At 72.8% G+C, this 16,323-nt stretch carries 13 protein-coding genes; 9 read left to right on the top strand and 4 right to left on the bottom strand.

All coding sequences use genetic code 11. The features are described 5' to 3' along the window. Nucleotides 1–825 (bottom strand): DUF742 domain-containing protein, encoded by an 825-nt coding sequence (locus ACFQ3T_RS06490; RefSeq protein ID WP_380721065.1) that lies wholly within the window; start codon nucleotides 823–825, stop codon nucleotides 1–3. Between the two features lie 120 nt (nucleotides 826–945). Here ACFQ3T_RS06490 and ACFQ3T_RS06485 point away from each other — a divergent pair, with 120 nt between their 5' ends. Next, nucleotides 946–1,167: an RNA-binding S4 domain-containing protein gene (locus ACFQ3T_RS06485; protein ID WP_380721062.1), complete on the top strand. Its 222-nt coding sequence runs from the start codon at nucleotides 946–948 to the stop codon at nucleotides 1,165–1,167. Here the strand turns inward: ACFQ3T_RS06485 and ACFQ3T_RS06480 are convergent. Next, a complete protein-coding gene (locus ACFQ3T_RS06480; protein WP_380721059.1) occupies nucleotides 1,164–1,694 on the bottom strand; it encodes a hypothetical protein in 531 nt (176 codons plus the stop codon). The genes ACFQ3T_RS06485 and ACFQ3T_RS06480 overlap by 4 nt on opposite strands. A 566-nt stretch (nucleotides 1,695–2,260) precedes the next feature. Here ACFQ3T_RS06480 and ACFQ3T_RS06475 point away from each other — a divergent pair. The 8 genes from ACFQ3T_RS06475 (at nucleotide 2,261) to ACFQ3T_RS06440 (ending at nucleotide 14,572) form a co-directional block, all read left to right on the top strand. Next, nucleotides 2,261–3,745, top strand: coding sequence for a sugar transferase (locus ACFQ3T_RS06475; RefSeq protein WP_380721057.1), 1,485 nt, complete (start codon nucleotides 2,261–2,263; stop codon nucleotides 3,743–3,745). A 53-nt stretch (nucleotides 3,746–3,798) separates the two neighbouring features. Continuing rightward, on the top strand, nucleotides 3,799–4,968 hold the full coding sequence (locus tag ACFQ3T_RS06470) for a Gfo/Idh/MocA family protein (protein WP_380721054.1): 1,170 nt from the start codon (nucleotides 3,799–3,801) through the stop codon (nucleotides 4,966–4,968). 62 nt (nucleotides 4,969–5,030) lie between these two features. Further along, the gene (locus ACFQ3T_RS06465) at nucleotides 5,031–6,026 is read left to right on the top strand and encodes an SDR family NAD(P)-dependent oxidoreductase (protein ID WP_380721051.1); all 996 of its coding nucleotides are present in this window, start codon (nucleotides 5,031–5,033) and stop codon (nucleotides 6,024–6,026) included. Next, the gene (locus tag ACFQ3T_RS06460; RefSeq protein ID WP_380721048.1) at nucleotides 6,023–7,180 is read left to right on the top strand and encodes a DegT/DnrJ/EryC1/StrS family aminotransferase; all 1,158 of its coding nucleotides are present in this window, start codon (nucleotides 6,023–6,025) and stop codon (nucleotides 7,178–7,180) included. Before ACFQ3T_RS06465 ends, ACFQ3T_RS06460 begins: the two co-directional genes overlap by 4 nt. 249 nt (nucleotides 7,181–7,429) lie before the next feature. After that, nucleotides 7,430–12,271 (top strand): DUF4082 domain-containing protein, encoded by a 4,842-nt coding sequence (locus ACFQ3T_RS06455; RefSeq protein ID WP_380721045.1) that lies wholly within the window; start codon nucleotides 7,430–7,432, stop codon nucleotides 12,269–12,271. Continuing rightward, nucleotides 12,268–12,918, top strand: coding sequence for a NeuD/PglB/VioB family sugar acetyltransferase (locus tag ACFQ3T_RS06450; protein ID WP_380721042.1), 651 nt, complete (start codon nucleotides 12,268–12,270; stop codon nucleotides 12,916–12,918). The genes ACFQ3T_RS06455 and ACFQ3T_RS06450 overlap by 4 nt, the downstream gene beginning before the upstream one ends. Further along, a complete protein-coding gene (locus tag ACFQ3T_RS06445; protein WP_380721142.1) occupies nucleotides 12,918–14,009 on the top strand; it encodes a DegT/DnrJ/EryC1/StrS family aminotransferase in 1,092 nt (363 codons plus the stop codon). The genes ACFQ3T_RS06450 and ACFQ3T_RS06445 overlap by 1 nt, the downstream gene beginning before the upstream one ends. Further along, on the top strand, nucleotides 14,006–14,572 hold the full coding sequence (locus tag ACFQ3T_RS06440; protein WP_380721039.1) for an acyltransferase: 567 nt from the start codon (nucleotides 14,006–14,008) through the stop codon (nucleotides 14,570–14,572). Before ACFQ3T_RS06445 ends, ACFQ3T_RS06440 begins: the two co-directional genes overlap by 4 nt. Before the next feature lie 92 nt (nucleotides 14,573–14,664). On the opposite strand, the gene ACFQ3T_RS06435 is transcribed toward ACFQ3T_RS06440, so the two are convergent. Together ACFQ3T_RS06435 and ACFQ3T_RS06430 are read right to left on the bottom strand one after the other, a co-directional pair. After that, nucleotides 14,665–16,074 (bottom strand): O-antigen ligase family protein, encoded by a 1,410-nt coding sequence (locus ACFQ3T_RS06435; RefSeq protein ID WP_380721036.1) that lies wholly within the window; start codon nucleotides 16,072–16,074, stop codon nucleotides 14,665–14,667. Next, a partial coding sequence (locus tag ACFQ3T_RS06430) for a hypothetical protein (protein WP_380721034.1) occupies nucleotides 16,075–16,323 on the bottom strand: 249 nt, incomplete at its 5' end. It abuts the gene before it with no gap.

Below are 16,323 nucleotides of genomic sequence, written 5' to 3'. Positions count from 1 at the left end.
TTACAACCTCCGCAGGCCCACCAGGACCCGTTCCAGCAGGGTGAAGTCCGGACCGCCGGGCGCGGCCGCGTTGTCGTGCACGGCCACGACGCCCATCGAGATCAGGTCGCCGAGCATCACCCGCGCCACGCCCAGCGGCACGGACAGCAGCGCGGAGACCTCGGCGACCGACCTTGGGTGGTTGGCGCACATCTCCACGATCGACCGCTGCTCGGCCGTCGACTGCCGCATGGCCACGGCGATGCCGTTCTCCTCCAGCGAGACCAGCGTCTCCAGCCGCAGGTCGTGGTCGGACGTCGTGCGGCCACCCGTCCACGCGTAGGGGCGGACCAGCGGGCCGGAGAACTCCTCCACGGCCGGTTCGGGCTCGGGTTCCGGCTCGCGGCCGGCCGGCACGGACGGTGGTCCGCCGTGGTCGTGGAGGTGTTCGAACGGCGCCGTCTCGTCCAGCGGGCCGTTCGGGTGGCGGCCCGGCAGGTCGTTCGGGTGGCCGCCGGGCGAGCCGTTCTGGTGGTCGTCGGGCGAGCCGTTCTGGTGGTCGTCGGGCGGGCCGTTCCGGTGGTCGTCGGGTTGGTCGGGTTGGTCGTCGAGGCTGCGGCGCAGCGCGGCCGAGCCGAACCGGGCGCCGGTGGCCCCGACCTCGCCCCGCAACGACCGCCGCCGCTGGGGCGGCTTCGGTTGCTCCGGCGGCTGCTCCTCGATGCTGCGCCGCAGCGCGGGTGAGCCGAACCGGGCGCCGGTCGTGCCGACCTCACCGCGCAGGGACCGGCGGCGCTTGCGTCCCGCGCCGCCCGCGAACTCCGGGTCTGAGCTGCCTGTGCTCACATTCCGGGAACCGTAGACCGAACCGGGTCGCGATGATGTCGGGCGTGTTGCGAGTCCGTGCAATCCTCGTTAACCGCCGCACGTGCGGACGCCCGTGCACCGCTGGGGGATGATGTGGCGATGCGCATCCGCGAGGTCGAGATCTCCGACGACATGATCAGGTTGGGCCAGTTCCTCAAGCTGGCCGGTCTGGCGGACAACGGCGCGCACGCGCGTGAGCTGGTCGAATCCGACGAGGTCACGGTGAACGGCCGGCTGGAGGGCCGGCGGGGCGCCCAGCTCCACGACGGCGACGTGGTCGCCGTGGGCGACGAGAAGGTCCGGCTCGTCGCGGCCCGCTAGTCGACGGGCGGCGTGCCCTGGCGGCGGTAGGCCCACTCCTCGTGCCAGCAGTGCGGGTACACGCCGTGCCGGAAGTACGCCTTCACGCCGTTGATCGGCGCGCTCGCCCGGTCGTGGTAGAGCAGCCAGTACGGCAGCACGGTCGCCACCACCCAGTTGACCACCACCAGCGGCAGGTACAGGGGCCCGAAGAGGCGTGCCTGGAGCACGTGCACGGCCTCGTGGTCGTCCACGCCCGGCGAGATGCCCGCCTGCACCGGGCCGATCGTGGTGGCGAAGCCCTTGATGACGCCGTGCCGCAGGCCGAGCGTGCCGCGGTGCCGGCTGAACGCGGCGTCGACCCGGTTGCCGCGGGCCAGCGCGTAGGCGAGGAACACCGCGCCGGCGAGCGTGTTCGGCAGGCTCCACGTGGCGTCCACCACGGCGAGCGCCACCCCGCGCGCCCCGCGCGGGTACAGCCGGGTGCGCCACGCCCACGCGCCGTGGAACGCGCCCAGCAGCCCGCCGACGACCAGCACGACCACCACGGCCCTATTGTGGCCGGAAAAGTGGCGTGGGTCACCCTCGGTTCGTCGGGTCCGTCGGGAATGCGTCCGGGCGGTCACCCGAAGTGCCCGGAACGTTGCGCCGAATAGCTGCTGCCGGTCTGTGAATGGGCGATCGCGCGCCGCCACGGAGTAGGGCCTTTCGACCCTATTGCCGACCCTATTCACAGTGAGTTTCGACCACCGTCGAAAACCCGGTGTAACGGAACGCGTCCCGTCACCGATGGACGTGGCCGCGTGCCTGCGCGACCCCGCACCGACCACTGTGGACCTTCCCCTCCCGCCGCCCGCCAAGCCTTTCCCGGAGTCCTCCGGCGGTGACGTCACGTCACCTGGGAACCCGTCCCGGTGTGCGCCGAGTGTCGTAATGGGGGAATGCCACCCAGAGGGCCCGCACCGCCCGTGTAACGCGCGCCGCCGACGTGACGAATGACGGATGGGCGAGGCAGAAATCGCCACCACAGCATTTGTCGTCCACCATCGCGGGTCCGTCGGGGATGCCCTGCGAACGTGCACGTCCGAACCGGCCCACCCGGGGGAGTACCGCGATGAGCAAGCAGGTCCAGCCGACGCGACGCCACAGACCCGTCGCGGGGGCGGGAGCCACCCACCGCACGACCAACCCCACGGTCGGCGCCTGGGAGCCCGCCTACCGCCGCGGCGTGATCGCCGCCGACGTGTTGTGCACGGTCGTGGTCGTGGTGCTCGCCGGCATGGTCATGTCGGCCCGCCACGCCTCGTTCGCCCCGTTCTCGCTGCTCGCCCTCGAAGCGCTCACCGTCGCCGTCGTCGTCGGGTCGCTGCTCCTCAACCGCGTGTGGAACCCCGCGGTGCTCGGCCAGGGCGCGGAGGAGTTCCGCCGCCTCGGCCGCGGCCTGTTCGCCTCCGTCGTCGCGCTCGGCTTCGGCGCGCTCGCCGCCGACCTGCCCGGCGCCCGCCTGTGGGTGTTCGTGGTCGGACCGGCCGTCGCGCTGGTCGCCTTCCCCGTCCGCTACCTGCTGCGCCGACCCCTGCACCGCGCCCGCGGCGAGGGCCGCTGCCTGCTGCCGGTGCTCGCCGCGGGCAACGTCGACACCGTCGCGGACCTCATCGGCCGCACCCGCCGAGCGCCCCACCTGGGCTGGCGCGTCGACGCCGTGTGCACTGTGGACGGTCGCGCGGAGATCGGCGTCGAGCTCGACGGCGTGCCGGTCGTCGGCACGTTCGACGACCTCGGCGAGCAGGTCCGCCGCGGCGGCTACCGGATCGTCGCGGTCACCGCCGACGGCTACTGGACGCCGAGCCGGCTCCAGCGGTTGGCCTGGGACCTGGAGGGCTCCGGCACCGAGATGGTCGTCGCGCCCGCCCTGATGGACTTCGCCGGACCCCGGCTGCACGTCACCGGCGTGCTCGGCATGCCGCTGCTGCGCGTCAGCGAACCGTCGTTCACCGGCTTCCGCCGCCTGGTCAAGGCGACCGTGGACAAGGTCGGCGCGGCGCTGCTGGTGGCGCTGCTCGCGCCCGTCCTCCTCACCGTCGCCGTGGCCATCATGGTCGACACCAAGGGGCCGGTGCTCTACAAGCAGCGCCGCGTCGGCAAGGACGGCGTGCCGTTCACGATCCTCAAGTTCCGCACGATGGTCACCGACGCGGACGCGCTGCGCGCCCGGCTCCAGTCGGTGAACGAGGGCGCGGGCGTGCTGTTCAAGCTGCGCCGCGACCCGCGGGTCACCGCCGTGGGCCGGGTCCTGCGGCGCTACTCGCTCGACGAGCTGCCGCAGCTGTTCAACGTGCTCACGGGCGCGATGTCGCTGGTCGGGCCGCGCCCGCCGCTGCCGGAGGAGAGCGCCAGGTACGGCCCGGACATGCGTCGCCGGCTGCTCGTGAAGCCCGGCCTGACCGGCCTGTGGCAGGTGTCCGGCCGCAGCGACCTGTCGTGGGAGGAGTCCGTGCGGCTCGACCTGCGGTACGTGGAGGACTGGTCGCTCGCCCTCGACGCGTTGATCTTGTGGAAGACGTTCCGGGCCGTGTTCGGCGGCCAGGGGGCCTACTGATGACGACCAGCCGACGCGCGCCTCGCGGCGACGGCCGCGACAAGGGGAGTGAGATGGACCAGCCGATCGGCATCGCCGTCATCGGCGCCGGCTACTGGGGGCCGAACCTGGTGCGCAACGCCCAGGCGACACCCGGCCTGAAGCTGCGCTACCTGTGCGACCTCGACGTGGAGCGGGCCCGCCGCGTGCTGGGCGACTACTCGACCGTGCGGGTGTCCGGCTCGCTGGACGACGTGCTCGCCGACCCGGCGGTCGACGCGGTCGCCGTCGCCACGCCGGCCGCCACGCACCTGCCGGTCGCCCTGGCCGCGCTGCGCGCGGGCAAGCACGTGCTGGTGGAGAAGCCGCTGGCGGCGACGTACGCGGAAGGGCTGGAACTGGCCCGCGAGGCGGACCGCCGCGGCCTCACGCTGATGCTCGACCACACGTTCGTCTACACGCCGACCGTGCGGTACCTGCGGCAGCTCGTGCGCGAGGGCGGGATCGGCACCGTCCAGTACCTCGACTCGGTGCGGGTCAACCTCGGCCTCGTGCAGCCCGACGTGGACGTGTTCTGGGACCTCGCGCCGCACGACCTGTCGATCTTCGACGCGATCCTGCCGGACGGCGTGCGCGTCACCCGCGTCGCCGCCCACGGCTCGGACCCCATCGGCGCGGGCCGCGCCTGCGTCGGCCACCTGACGTTGGAGCTGTCCGACGGCGTGCTGGCCCACGTGCACGTGAACTGGCTGTCGCCCACCAAGATCCGCACCATGATCGTCGGGGGGTCGCGCCGCACGGTGGTGTGGGACGACCTGAACGCCGTGCAGCGGCTCTCCGTGCACGACCGGGGCGCGGACCGCATCGAGGACGACGAGGACCGCCGCCAGGCGATCATCTCCTACCGGCGCGGCGACACCGTCGCGCCCGCCCTGCCGGAGCACGAGGCGCTGCGCGGGGTCATGGCGGAGTTCGCCGCCGCCATCACCGAGAAGCGCGCGCCGCTGACGGACGGCTGGTCGGGACTGCGGGTGCTGGCCACGCTCGAAGCGGCGTCCGCGAGCCTCGCCGCCGGCGGCGAGTTCGTCACCGTGACGCAGGTCGACGAGCCGGCCCCCGACGCCTTCGCCCGGGACGCCTCCGCCCCGGACACCTCCGCCACCGACACCTCCGCCCTGGACGCCTCCGCCACCGACGCCTCCGCCACCGACGCCTCCGCCACCGACGCCTTCGCCACCGCGTGACCCCACCGCACCGCCACCACCCGCCAGACCACCAGCACGACCCCACGGAAGGAACAAGCACCATGTCGGACGCGGCTCAGCCGATCACCGGGCAACGGGCCCTCGTCACCGGAGGAGCGGGCACCATCGGCTCCGCGGTGGTGGACCGGTTGCTCGCCGCCGGCGCCGCCGAGGTCGTCGTGCTGGACAACTTCGTCCGCGGCCGCCGGGAGAACCTGGCCGACGCCACCGCCGCGGCGGGCGACCGGCTCACCGTCGTCGACGGCGACATCAACGACCGCGCCCTGGTCGGCGAGCTGACGCGGGGCGTCGACCTGGTGTTCCACCTCGCCGCCATCCGCATCACGCAGTGCGCCGAGGAACCGCGCCTCGCGCTGGAGTCCCTGGTCGACGGCACGTTCACGGTCATCGAGGCCGCCGTGGCCGCGGGCGTCAAGAAGCTCGTCGCGTCGTCGTCGGCGTCGGTCTACGGCCTCGCCGAGGAGTTCCCGACCACCGAGCGGCACCACCCCTACAACAACGACACGTTCTACGGCGCGGCCAAGGCGTTCAACGAGGGCATGCTCCGCAGCTTCCACGCCATGAACGGCCTGGACTACGTGGCGCTGCGCTACTTCAACGTCTACGGGCCCCGGATGGACGCGCACGGCAAGTACACCGAGGTGCTGATCCGCTGGATGGAGCGCATCGCCGACGGCAAGCCGCCGCTGATCTTCGGCGACGGCGCGCAGACCATGGACTTCGTCCACGTGCACGACATCGCCCGCGCCAACGTCCTCGCCGCGACGGCCCCCGTCACCGACGCCGTCTACAACATCGCCAGCGCCCGCGAGACCAGCCTCAAGGACCTCGCGCTGGCCCTGCTGGCCGCGATGGACTCCGACCTGCCGCTGGAGCACGGCCCCGAACGCGCCGTCAACGGCGTCACGCGCCGGCTCGCCGACATCTCGGCCGCCGCCCGCGACCTCGGCTGGAAGCCCGAGATCGGCCTGGTCGACGGCCTGCGCGGCCTGGTGTCGTGGTGGCGGTCCGCCGTCGCCGCCGAGGCGTCCCGATGATCCCCGTCATGAAGCCGTGGCTCGGCGAGGAGGAGGCCGAGGCCGCCGCCGCGGCCGTCCGCTCCGGCTGGGTCGCCCAGGGACCGAAGGTCGCCGCCTTCGAGGACGCCTTCGCCCGCCGCGTCGCCGCGCTGCACGCCGTGGCCACGTCGTCCTGCACCACCGCGCTGCACATCGCGCTGCACCTGCTCGACGTGCGGCCCGGCGACGAGGTCGTGGTGCCGTCGCTGTCGTTCATCGCGACCGCCAACGCCGTCCGCTACTGCGGCGCCACCCCCGTGTTCGCCGACGTGGAGCCGGAGACCGGCAACCTGTCCGCCGCCACCGTCGAACCGGTCCTCACCGACCGCACCCGCGCCGTGATCCTCGTGCACCAGGCCGGCGTGCCCGCCGACGTCGACCCCCTGCGCGCCCTGTGCGGCCCGCGCGGCGTCACAGTGGTGGAGGACGCGGCGTGCGCCGCCGGCTCCACCTACCGCGGCGTACCGGTCGGCGCCGACGCCGAGGTGGCCGCCTGGTCGTTCCACCCGCGCAAGCTCATCACCACCGGCGAGGGCGGGATGCTCACCACCAACCGCGCCGAGTGGGCGACCCGCGGCAGGCGGCTGCGCGAGCACGGCATGAGCGTCAGCGCGGCCGAGCGGCACAGCGGCGGCGGCGCCGTCGTCGAGAGCTACCTGGAGACCGCGTTCAACTACCGGATGACCGACATCCAGGCCGCGGTCGGCCTCGTGCAACTGTCCAGACTGGACGCCATCGTGCGGCGGCGGCGCGAGCTGGCCGACCGCTACCACGACCTCCTCGCCGACGTGCTCGGCGCGGACGTGCCGGGCCTGCGCCCGGTCCGCGACCCCGGGCACGGGACGACGAACTACCAGTCGTTCTGGGTCATGCTGCCCGACGACCTCCCGGTGGAGCGCAACGACGTCCTGGCCCGCCTCGCCGAACGCGGGGTGTCGGCGCGCCGCGGGATCATGGCCGCGCACCTCGAACCCGCGTACGCCGACCACCCGCGCGTCGACCTGCCCGTCACCGAGGCGTTCACCCGGCGGTCGCTGATCCTCCCGCTCTACCACGACCTCACGGCCGCCGACCAGGACACCGTGGTCGAGCAGCTGAAGGCGGCGCTGCACGCGCCGCTGGTCTCCCGCTAGCACCACCCGAAGACCACGCACCCGGCCGAGGGCGGTCCGCCCCCGCCCGCGACCCGGCCACGCGCCCGTCCCGACACGCACCGTGGTCGGGACGGGCGCGTTGGGCGATCACCGGACCCCGCGTTCCCCTTGGTGTAACGCGGAGTGCGGCGCGCACGACGATCGGAGCAACGGCGTTCCGCCAGTCGACGCGGTACACACCTGATCACCCGCGGTGACAACAGCTCGTGCCCGAAAGGTGAACCACCCATGACCGCCGACCGGAAGCGGGCCAGACCCGTTCTCGCGGTACCCCTGCTGCGCCTGCTGGTCGTGACCGCCCTCGTCGCGTCCACACTCGCGGTCGTCGGCCTGGTCCGCGCCCCGGAGGCGTCCGCCGCACCGTGCGACGCGCCGGTGGTCAACAAGGTGGCGTGCGAGAACACCAAGCCCGGCACGCCGAACTGGCAGGTGTCCTACCGGGACGACGCCATCCTCGGGTACACGACGGACATCAGCGCCACCCCCGGCGGCCGCGTCGACTTCAAGATGCACACCAGCGCGTCGTCCTACTACATCGACATCTACCGCCTCGGCTACTACGGCGGCGTCGGCGCCCGCTTCCAGGAGCGGATCAGCCGCGCCACCCCGCAGAACCAGCCGCCGTGCCTGCGCGGCACGGACGGCAGCGCGTTGATCGACTGCGGCAACTGGGCCGTGTCGCTCAGCTGGAACGTCCCCGCCACCGCCGTCTCCGGCCTCTACTACGCCCGCACCCACCGCAACGACACCGGCGCCGAGAACGAGATCGTGTTCGTCGTCCGCGACGACACCAGCACCTCCAAGATCCTGTTCCAGACGTCCGACTCGACGTGGGTGGCGTACAACCGGTACGGCGGCAACAGCCTGTACTTCGGCGACGGCCCCGGCCAGGGCGGCCAGGCCTACAAGGTCAGCTACAACCGCCCGTACACCGGCGGCGACGGCGACGACAACTTCATCTTCAACGCCGAGTACCCGATGCTCCGGTTCCTGGAGGCCAACGGGTACGACGTCAGCTACACCACCGACGCCGACTCCGCCCGCCGCGGCCACCTCATCAAGAACCACAAGGTGTTCATGGCCGTCGGCCACGACGAGTACTGGTCCAACGAGCAGCGCGCCAACGTCGAGGCCGCCCGGGACGCGGGCGTGCACCTCGCGTTCCTCACCGGCAACGAGATCTTCTGGAAGCACCGCTGGGAGAAGAGCATCGACGCCTCCCGGACCGACTGGCGCACGATCGCCTGCTACAAGGAGACCAAGGGCACCCAGAACGACGGCCTGAGCGACTGGACCGGCACCTGGCGCGACCCGCGCTACCCCGACCAGGACGGCGGCCGTCCCGAGAACGCGTTGCTGGGCAACATCTTCACCGTCAACGGCCGCCGCGAGGACTCCCTCCAGGTGCCCGCCGCGTACGGCAAGATGCGGCTGTGGCGGCACACGTCCCTGCAGAGCCTCGCCCCCGGCACGACGTACACCTTCCAGCCCGGCACCCTCGGCTACGAGTGGAACTCGGTGGAGGACAACGGCTTCCAGCCGCCCGGCGTCGCCCAGCTGTCCCGCACCACCGTCACCATGCCCGACGGCCCGTACGTGCTCCAGAACCACGGCGACCTCTACACCCCCGACACCAAGACCCACGCCATCACCTACTACCGGCACCCCAGCGGGTCCCTGGTGTTCGGCGCGGGCACCGTCCAGTGGGCGTGGGGCGTCGACGACGAACACGCGTTCCTCACCAACACGCCCACCTCCGACATCCGGATGAAGCAGGCCACCGTCAACTTCCTCGCCGACATGGGCGTCCAGGCGACGACGTTGCGGCCCGGCCTGGTGCAGGCCACCGCCAGCACCGACACCCAACCGCCGACGGCCGCGTTCACCTCCGTGCCCGCGCTGTCCACGGTGGGCGTCCCCTACACGTTCTCCGGCACCGTCGCCGACGTCGGCGGCCAGGTCGGCGGCGTCGAGGTGTCCACCGACGGCGGCGCCCGCTGGCACCCCGCCGCGTGGCAGGCCGGCCAGACCGCGTGGAGCTACACCTACACCCCGAGCAAGTCCGGCCCCGCGAGCCTGCGCGTGCGCGCCGTCGACGACTCGGCCAACCTGTCCACCCCCGTCGTCGCCACCCCCGGCGTCAACCCCCGCACCTGCCCGTGCGGCCTGTGGACCGACGCCGACACCCCCGACGTCCCCGACAGCGGCGACGCGTCACCGCTGGAGCTCGGCGTGAAGTGGCGCGCCAACGGCGACGGCTACGTGCGCGGCGTCAGGTTCTACAAGGGACCGGGCAACACCGGCACCCACACCGGCACCCTCTGGGACACCGCCGGGAACCCTCTCGCCACCGGCACCTTCACCAACGAGTCCGCCACCGGCTGGCAGACCCTGACGTTCGCCCAGCCCGTCGCCGTGACCGCCGGCGTCACCTACGTCGCCTCCTACTTCGCGCCCCGCGGCCACTACTCCTACGACCTGGAGTACTTCCACCGCGAACCCCGCTACCTCGAACCCCTCACCGGCCTCAAGAACGGCGCGGACGGCGTCAACGGCCTGTTCCGGTTCGGCTCCACCGGCTTCCCGACCCAGTCCCACTGGGGCAGCAACTACTGGGTCGACGTCGTGTGGGCGCCGGACCCCGGCCCCGACCAGCGCGCCCCGCTGCTCGTCTCCACCACGCCGGTCGACGGCGAGGGCACCGTCGCGCTCACCCCCGTCGTCTCCGCGACCCACGACGAGGCCATCGCGCCCGGCTCCGCCCAGTTCACCCTCACCGGCCCCCACGGCGCCGTGTCCGGCACCTCGACCTTCTCCCACGAGAACAAGACCGTCACCTTCACCCCCGGCCAGGCCCTGACGCCCAACACCGCCTACACCGCGGCACTGCGCGCCTCCGACGCCGCCGGCAACCAGACAACCCAGTCGACGTGGACGTTCACCACCGGCGCCCCCCGACCCGCGACCTGCCCGTGCACCGTCTGGGACGACTTCGCCCGACCCGCCGTGCACGCCGCCGACGACACCACACCCATCGAAGTCGGCACCAAGGTCCGCTTCAACGGCAAGGGCGAGGTGCTCGGCGTCCGCTTCTTCAAGGGCGCCGGCAACACCGGCACCCACACCGGCTCCCTCTGGTCCGCCACCGGCCTGCTCCTCGCCACCGGCACCTTCACCAACGAGACCGCGAGCGGCTGGCAGAAGCTCACCTTCGCCTCACCGGTCGTCGTGCAGGCGAACACCACCTACGTCGTGTCCTACCACGCACCCAACGGCCGCTACGCCGTCACCGGCGGCTACTTCTCCGGCAACGGCGCCGAGCACGCGGGCATCCGCGCGCTCGCCGACGGCGTCGACGGCCCCAACGGCGTCTACCGCTACGGCAACGGCGGCGTCGCCCCCGCCTCCACCTACAACGCCACCAACTACTGGGTCGACGTCATCTACCGCAACGGCCTCAACGGCGACAGCACCCCGCCCACCCCCACCCACCGCACACCCGCCGCCGACGCCGCGAACGTCACCGCCACCACCCCCCTGACGGTCACGTTCAGCGAACCCGTCGACCCCGCCAGCGCCCAGATCCGGCTGACCGACCCGCGCGGCGCCCAGCTCACCGGCACCACGTCCCTGTCCGGCGACCAGCGCACCGTCACCTGGACACCCACCGGCAAGCTCATGCCGAACACCCGCTACACCGCGAGCGCCCTGATCGCCGACGTCAACGGCAACCCCATGCCCACCCCCGCCACCTGGTCGTTCACCACCGACGCCGCCGTCATCTGCCCCTGCACCCTGTTCAGCACGGCCACCGTGCCCACGGTCCAGTCCGCCGACGACACCGGCGCCTACGAACTCGGCGTCCGCTTCACCCCCACCGCCGGCGGCCGGATCACCGGCGTCAAGTTCTACAAGGGACCCGGCAACACCGGCACCCACACCGGCACCCTCTGGTCACCCGGCGGGCAGCGACTCGCCACCGGCACGTTCACCGGCGAGACCGCGAGCGGCTGGCAGACCCTCACCTTCGCCGACCCCGTCTTCGTGTCCGCCGGCGTCACCTACACCGCCTCCTACACCACGACCACCGGCCGGTACTCCGTCGACAGCGGCTACTTCAGCGGCCACTCCGTCACGAGCGGCCCCCTCGCCGCCCCCGCGGCCGGCGACGGCGGCAACGGCGTCTACCGCCCCGGCGCCGGCTACCCGACCAACTCCTACGCCGGCGGCAACTACTGGGTCGACGTCGTCTACCTGCCCAACGACGACAACACCCCACCCGTCGTCAACGGCCGCACCCCCCTCGACGGCGCGAGCGACGTGTCCCGCACCTCGCCCCTCACCGCGTCGTTCGACGAACCGGTCGACCTCACCACCGCCCAGTTCACCGTCGCCGACGCCGGCGGCGCGAAGATCGCCGGCACCCTGTCCCTCTCCGCCAACCAGCAGCAGGTGACGTGGACCCCGGCCGCACCCCTCGCCGGCGGCACGACCCACACCGCGAGCCTGCGCATCGCCGACGTCTACGGCAACACCATGACCGCGCCCACCACCTGGTCGTTCACCACCACCACGACCGGCGACTGCCCGTGCTCGCTGTTCAGCACGGCCACCGTGCCCACGGTCCAGTCCGCCGACGACACCGGCTCCTACGAACTCGGCGTCCGGTTCGTGCCCTCGGTCAACGGCGCCGTCACCGGCGTGAAGTTCCACAAGGGCGTCGGCAACACCGGCACCCACACCGGCACCCTCTGGGACGCGGCCGGCAACCCCCTCGCCACCGGCACGTTCACCAACGAGACCGCGAGCGGCTGGCAGACCCTCACCTTCACCACACCGGTGAACGTCACCGCCGGCACCACCTACGTCGCGTCCTACACCGCGCCGAACGGCCACTACTCCGTCGACACCGGGTACTTCAGCGGCAACGCCGTCACCAGCCCGCCGCTCAGCGCGCCCGCCACCGCCGACGGCGCCGGCAACGGCGTGTTCCGCGCCGGACCCGGCTTCCCCGAGTCGTCCTACGCGGGCAGCAACTACTGGGTCGACGTCGTGTTCACCACCGGATGAGCCCCCGCCCGCTGCTCCTCGTCGGAGGAGGCGGACTGGCCCGCGAAGTCCTCGCGGCCGTCCGCCTCACCCCCGACCGCTGGCTCCCGCTCGGCGCCCTCGACGACGACCCGGCACGCCACGGCGCCGACCTCGACGGCCTGCCCGTCCTCGGCGGCACGGACCTCGTCCACACGTCCGACGCCGCCGTGGTCGCCTGCGTCGCCAACGCCCACCGCCCCCGCGGCCGGCTGGGCGTCGTCGCCCGCCTCGGCCTGCGCGACCACCGGTGGGCGACCGTCGTGCACCCGGCGGCGTCCGTCGCCGCCGGCACGACGCTCGGACCCGGAACCGTCCTGCTCGCCGGGGCGGTGGTGACCGCGCCGGTGCGGATCGGCGCGCACGTCGTCGCCATGCCGCACACCCTGATCACCCACGACTGCGAGGTCCACGACGGCGTCACGTTCGCCGGCCGCGCGTCACTGGGCGGATCGGTGCGGGTCGGCGCGGGCGCGTACCTCGGACAGGCGAGCGCCGTCCGCGAGGGCGCGTCGATCGGCGCGGGAGCGGTGGTGGGCATGGGCTCCGTCGTGCTCACCGACGTCCCCGCGGGGGAGGTCTGGGTGGGGAACCCCGCCCGACGACTGCGAGAGGGGAACGGTTCGTGATCGACATCCCGCTGGTGGACCTGCGCGCCCAGCACGACCAGGTCGCCGACGAGGTCGCCGAAGGCTGGGCGGAGGTCCTCAAGACCACCGCGTTCATCGGCGGACGCCAGGTCGCCGAGTTCGAGGCCGCGTTCGCCGCCTACCAGGACGTGCCGCACTGCGTCACCGTCGGCAACGGCACCGACGCCATCGAACTCGCCCTCCGCGCCCTCGGCGTCGGACCGGGCGACGAGTGCGTGCTGCCCGCCAACACCTTCATCGCCACCGCCGAGGCCGTGGCTCGCACCGGCGCCACCCCGGTCCTCGTGGACTGCGTCGCCGACACCGGCCTGATCGACGTGTCCGAGGTCGCCGCCGCCCTCACCCCCCGCACCAGGGCGATCCTGCCCGTCCACCTCTACGGCCAGGCCGCGCCCGTCGAGGACCTGCGCGCGTTCGGCCTGCCGATCGTCGAGGACGCCGCCCAGGCCCAGGGCGCGCGACGTCACGGCGTGCCCGTCGGCGGCCTCGGCGACATCGCCGCCACCAGCTTCTACCCCGGCAAGAACCTCGGCGCGTACGGCGACGGCGGCGCCGTCCTCACCACCTCGCCCGACCTGGCCGCGTCCGTGCGCCTCCTGCGCGAGCACGGCTCGCCGCGCAAGTACGAGCACCCCGTCCTCGGCTTCAACAGCCGCCTCGACACCCTCCAGGCCGTCGTCCTGTCGGCCAAGCTCCGGCGGCTGGAGGCGTGGAACGAGGCCCGCCGCGCCGCGGCGTCCCGCTACCAGGCCCTGCTCGCCGACGTCCCGTCCGTGACCCTGCCGGTGGTCCTGGACGGCAACGTCCCCGTGTGGCACCTGTACGTGATTCGAGTCCCCCACCGCGACCGCGTGCTGTCGTCGTTGCACGAGGCGGGGATCGGGGCCGGCATCCACTACCCGACGCCCGTGCACCTGACCGGCGCCTTCGCCGACCTCGGGCACGCGCCCGGCGACTTCCCCGTCAGCGAGGCGGTGGCGGGGGAGATCCTGTCCCTGCCATTGTTCCCGGAGATCACGGCGGCGCAGCAGGAGCGCGTCGTGGCGGCACTCGTGGAGGCAGTGGGATGAGCGACGTCTTCGTCCACCCGAAAGGGTTGTGTGAGAGCTCCGACGTCGGGGCGGGCACGAGGGTGTGGGCGTTCGCCCACGTGCTGCCCGGGGCCAGGATCGGCCGGGACTGCAACATCTGCGACGGCGCGTTCGTGGAGAGCCGTGCGGTCCTCGGCGACCGCGTGACGGTGAAGAACGGAACGCTCGTGTTCGACGGCGTGGTGTGCGAGGACGAGGTCTTCCTCGGCCCGAACGTCCTGTTCACCAACGACCTCCGCCCCCGTGCGGCGATCCGGCGGACCGGCGAGGCGCTGTTGTCCACAATGGTGCGGCGAGGTGCGACGCTCGGCGCGGGGACCGTCGTGGTCTGCGGTGTGGAGATCGGAGAACACGCCTTCGCCGCCGCCGGCTCGGTGATCACCAAGGACGTGCCCGCGCACGCCTTCGTGGCCGGCAACCCGGCCACGCACAAGGGCTGGGTCTGCGACTGCGGCCAGCGCTTGGACGCGGGTTTGGTGTGCCGGGACTGCGACAACCGTTACGTGGAGGGCGACAAGGGCCTCTCACCAGCCGCCACCTGACCCGCCCCCACCGCCGTCCCAGCCCCTCGCCCCTCATCCACCCACAGTCGAGATGTGCGTGGTCAGTCGACGGGTGCTGAGTCGGGGGGCGCCTAGCGGTCGTCGTGATCGGCGGAAGGGCTGGGCGGGGAAGGGCTGGGCGCGGAAGGGCTGGGCGCGGAAGGGCTGGGCGCGGAAGGGCTGGGCGGGGAGGGGCTGGGCGGGGAGGGGGAGTGGCGTTCCGCGACGGCGATGCGGAGGGCGGCGCCTGAGAGGCCGATCATGGTGAACACCAGGCCGGTGGCGACGCCGAAGCTGAGCAGGTCGAACGTGGCCGACGCGATGCCGCCCAGCAGCACCGCGGCGAGCAGGCAGCCGGCGAGGCCGCGCAGGTTCTCGTCCCGGCTCACCAGCCGCGCCCGAACGGTGGCGTAGGCGGCTGCCAGGAACATCCCCACGAGCGCGAAGAGGCCCAGGTAGCCGTTCTCGATCAACGTCAGCAGGAACTGGTTGTCGAGGATCGTGTACTTGGTCGGCAGGAACGTCCCGAACCCCCGTCCCAGCAACGGGTTCAGGTCGATCTGCGCCGCGGCCGCCTCGTAGTCGGCCGTGCGGGCCTTGACGCTGGGATCGTCCTCGATGTTCGAGAACATGCCGCGCAGCGTGCCGAACAGGCCCGGCACGACGAGGCTCGCCCCGAGGAAGAACCCGCCGCCGAGCAGCGTCACGGTCAGCTTCCGCGGCCGAGGCAGCGTCGCCACCAGCACGATCCCCGACACCGCCAGCCCGAGGATCGCGGTGCGGGAGAGGGAGGTCAGGGCGCCCAGGCCCACCATCGCCACGCACAGCCACCAGCGCAACGCGGGCGTTCCCTCGTCACGGGCGCGGAACACGTAGTGCGCGCCCAACGGCACCGCGATCGCGCACACCAAGCCGTACTCGATCGGGTGGTTCGTGGTCCCGGTCGGGCGGCGGAAGATCGACCGCGACTCCATCGCCGAGTACGCGTTCTCCTGCGTCCGCAGCCCCGGCAGGTTGACGTACGCCGCCAGGTCGACGCCGAGCCCGAACTGCACCAGCCCGATGAACGCGATCACCGCCGAGCACGCCAGCACCAGCTTCAGCACCCGGTCCAGCCGCTCCCGCGTCCGGATCGCGTCGCACGCGAAGATCGCCACGCTGATGGTCGCCACGATCCGCACCATGCTGCTGTCGGCGACGGTCAGCTCATCGGTCGGCAACCACCGCCGCGTCGCCACCGCGTACGTCGCCAGGTGCATCGCCAGGTACACCCCCACGGCGGTCCGCAGCGCGTTGCGCCCCTTGCCCATGCCGAGCGTGTCCACCATCTGCGCGGACATCCACAGCACACCCAGCAGCAACGCCACCACCAGCGCGGGCGGCAGGGTCATCGGGACGAACGACAGCACCAGCCGCGCCGGGATCACCAGCAGCGCGATCAGGTAGGCACAGACGAGCGTGGCGCCGTCCGCGCGTTGCCGCACGCGGGTGGTGGCGCCCATCTACGGGGCGTCTTCGCGCGTCGGCCACGTCGGGCCGCCCGGTTTCGCCACGGGACGGTCCGGGACGGCCGACCCGGACGGACCGGCCGACCCGTCCGGCAGGTTCACGGCGGCGATCTTCACGGTCCGCTCGCTCGCGGTGGGCGGCAGCTGCACCTTCACCGTCTGCTCGCTCGCGGTCGGCTGCCGGCGCACCGGGGGAGCGGGGCGCGGCCCGGTCGCACCGGCGGCCGGGGCGCCACCGGGCGC

This window comes from Saccharothrix hoggarensis (genome assembly GCF_042678885.1).
GTDB classification, from domain to species: Bacteria; Actinomycetota; Actinomycetes; order Mycobacteriales; family Pseudonocardiaceae; genus Actinosynnema; species Actinosynnema hoggarensis.
Note: the sequence above shows the minus strand (reverse complement) of the source record. Positions and strands in the feature narration are given on the sequence as shown.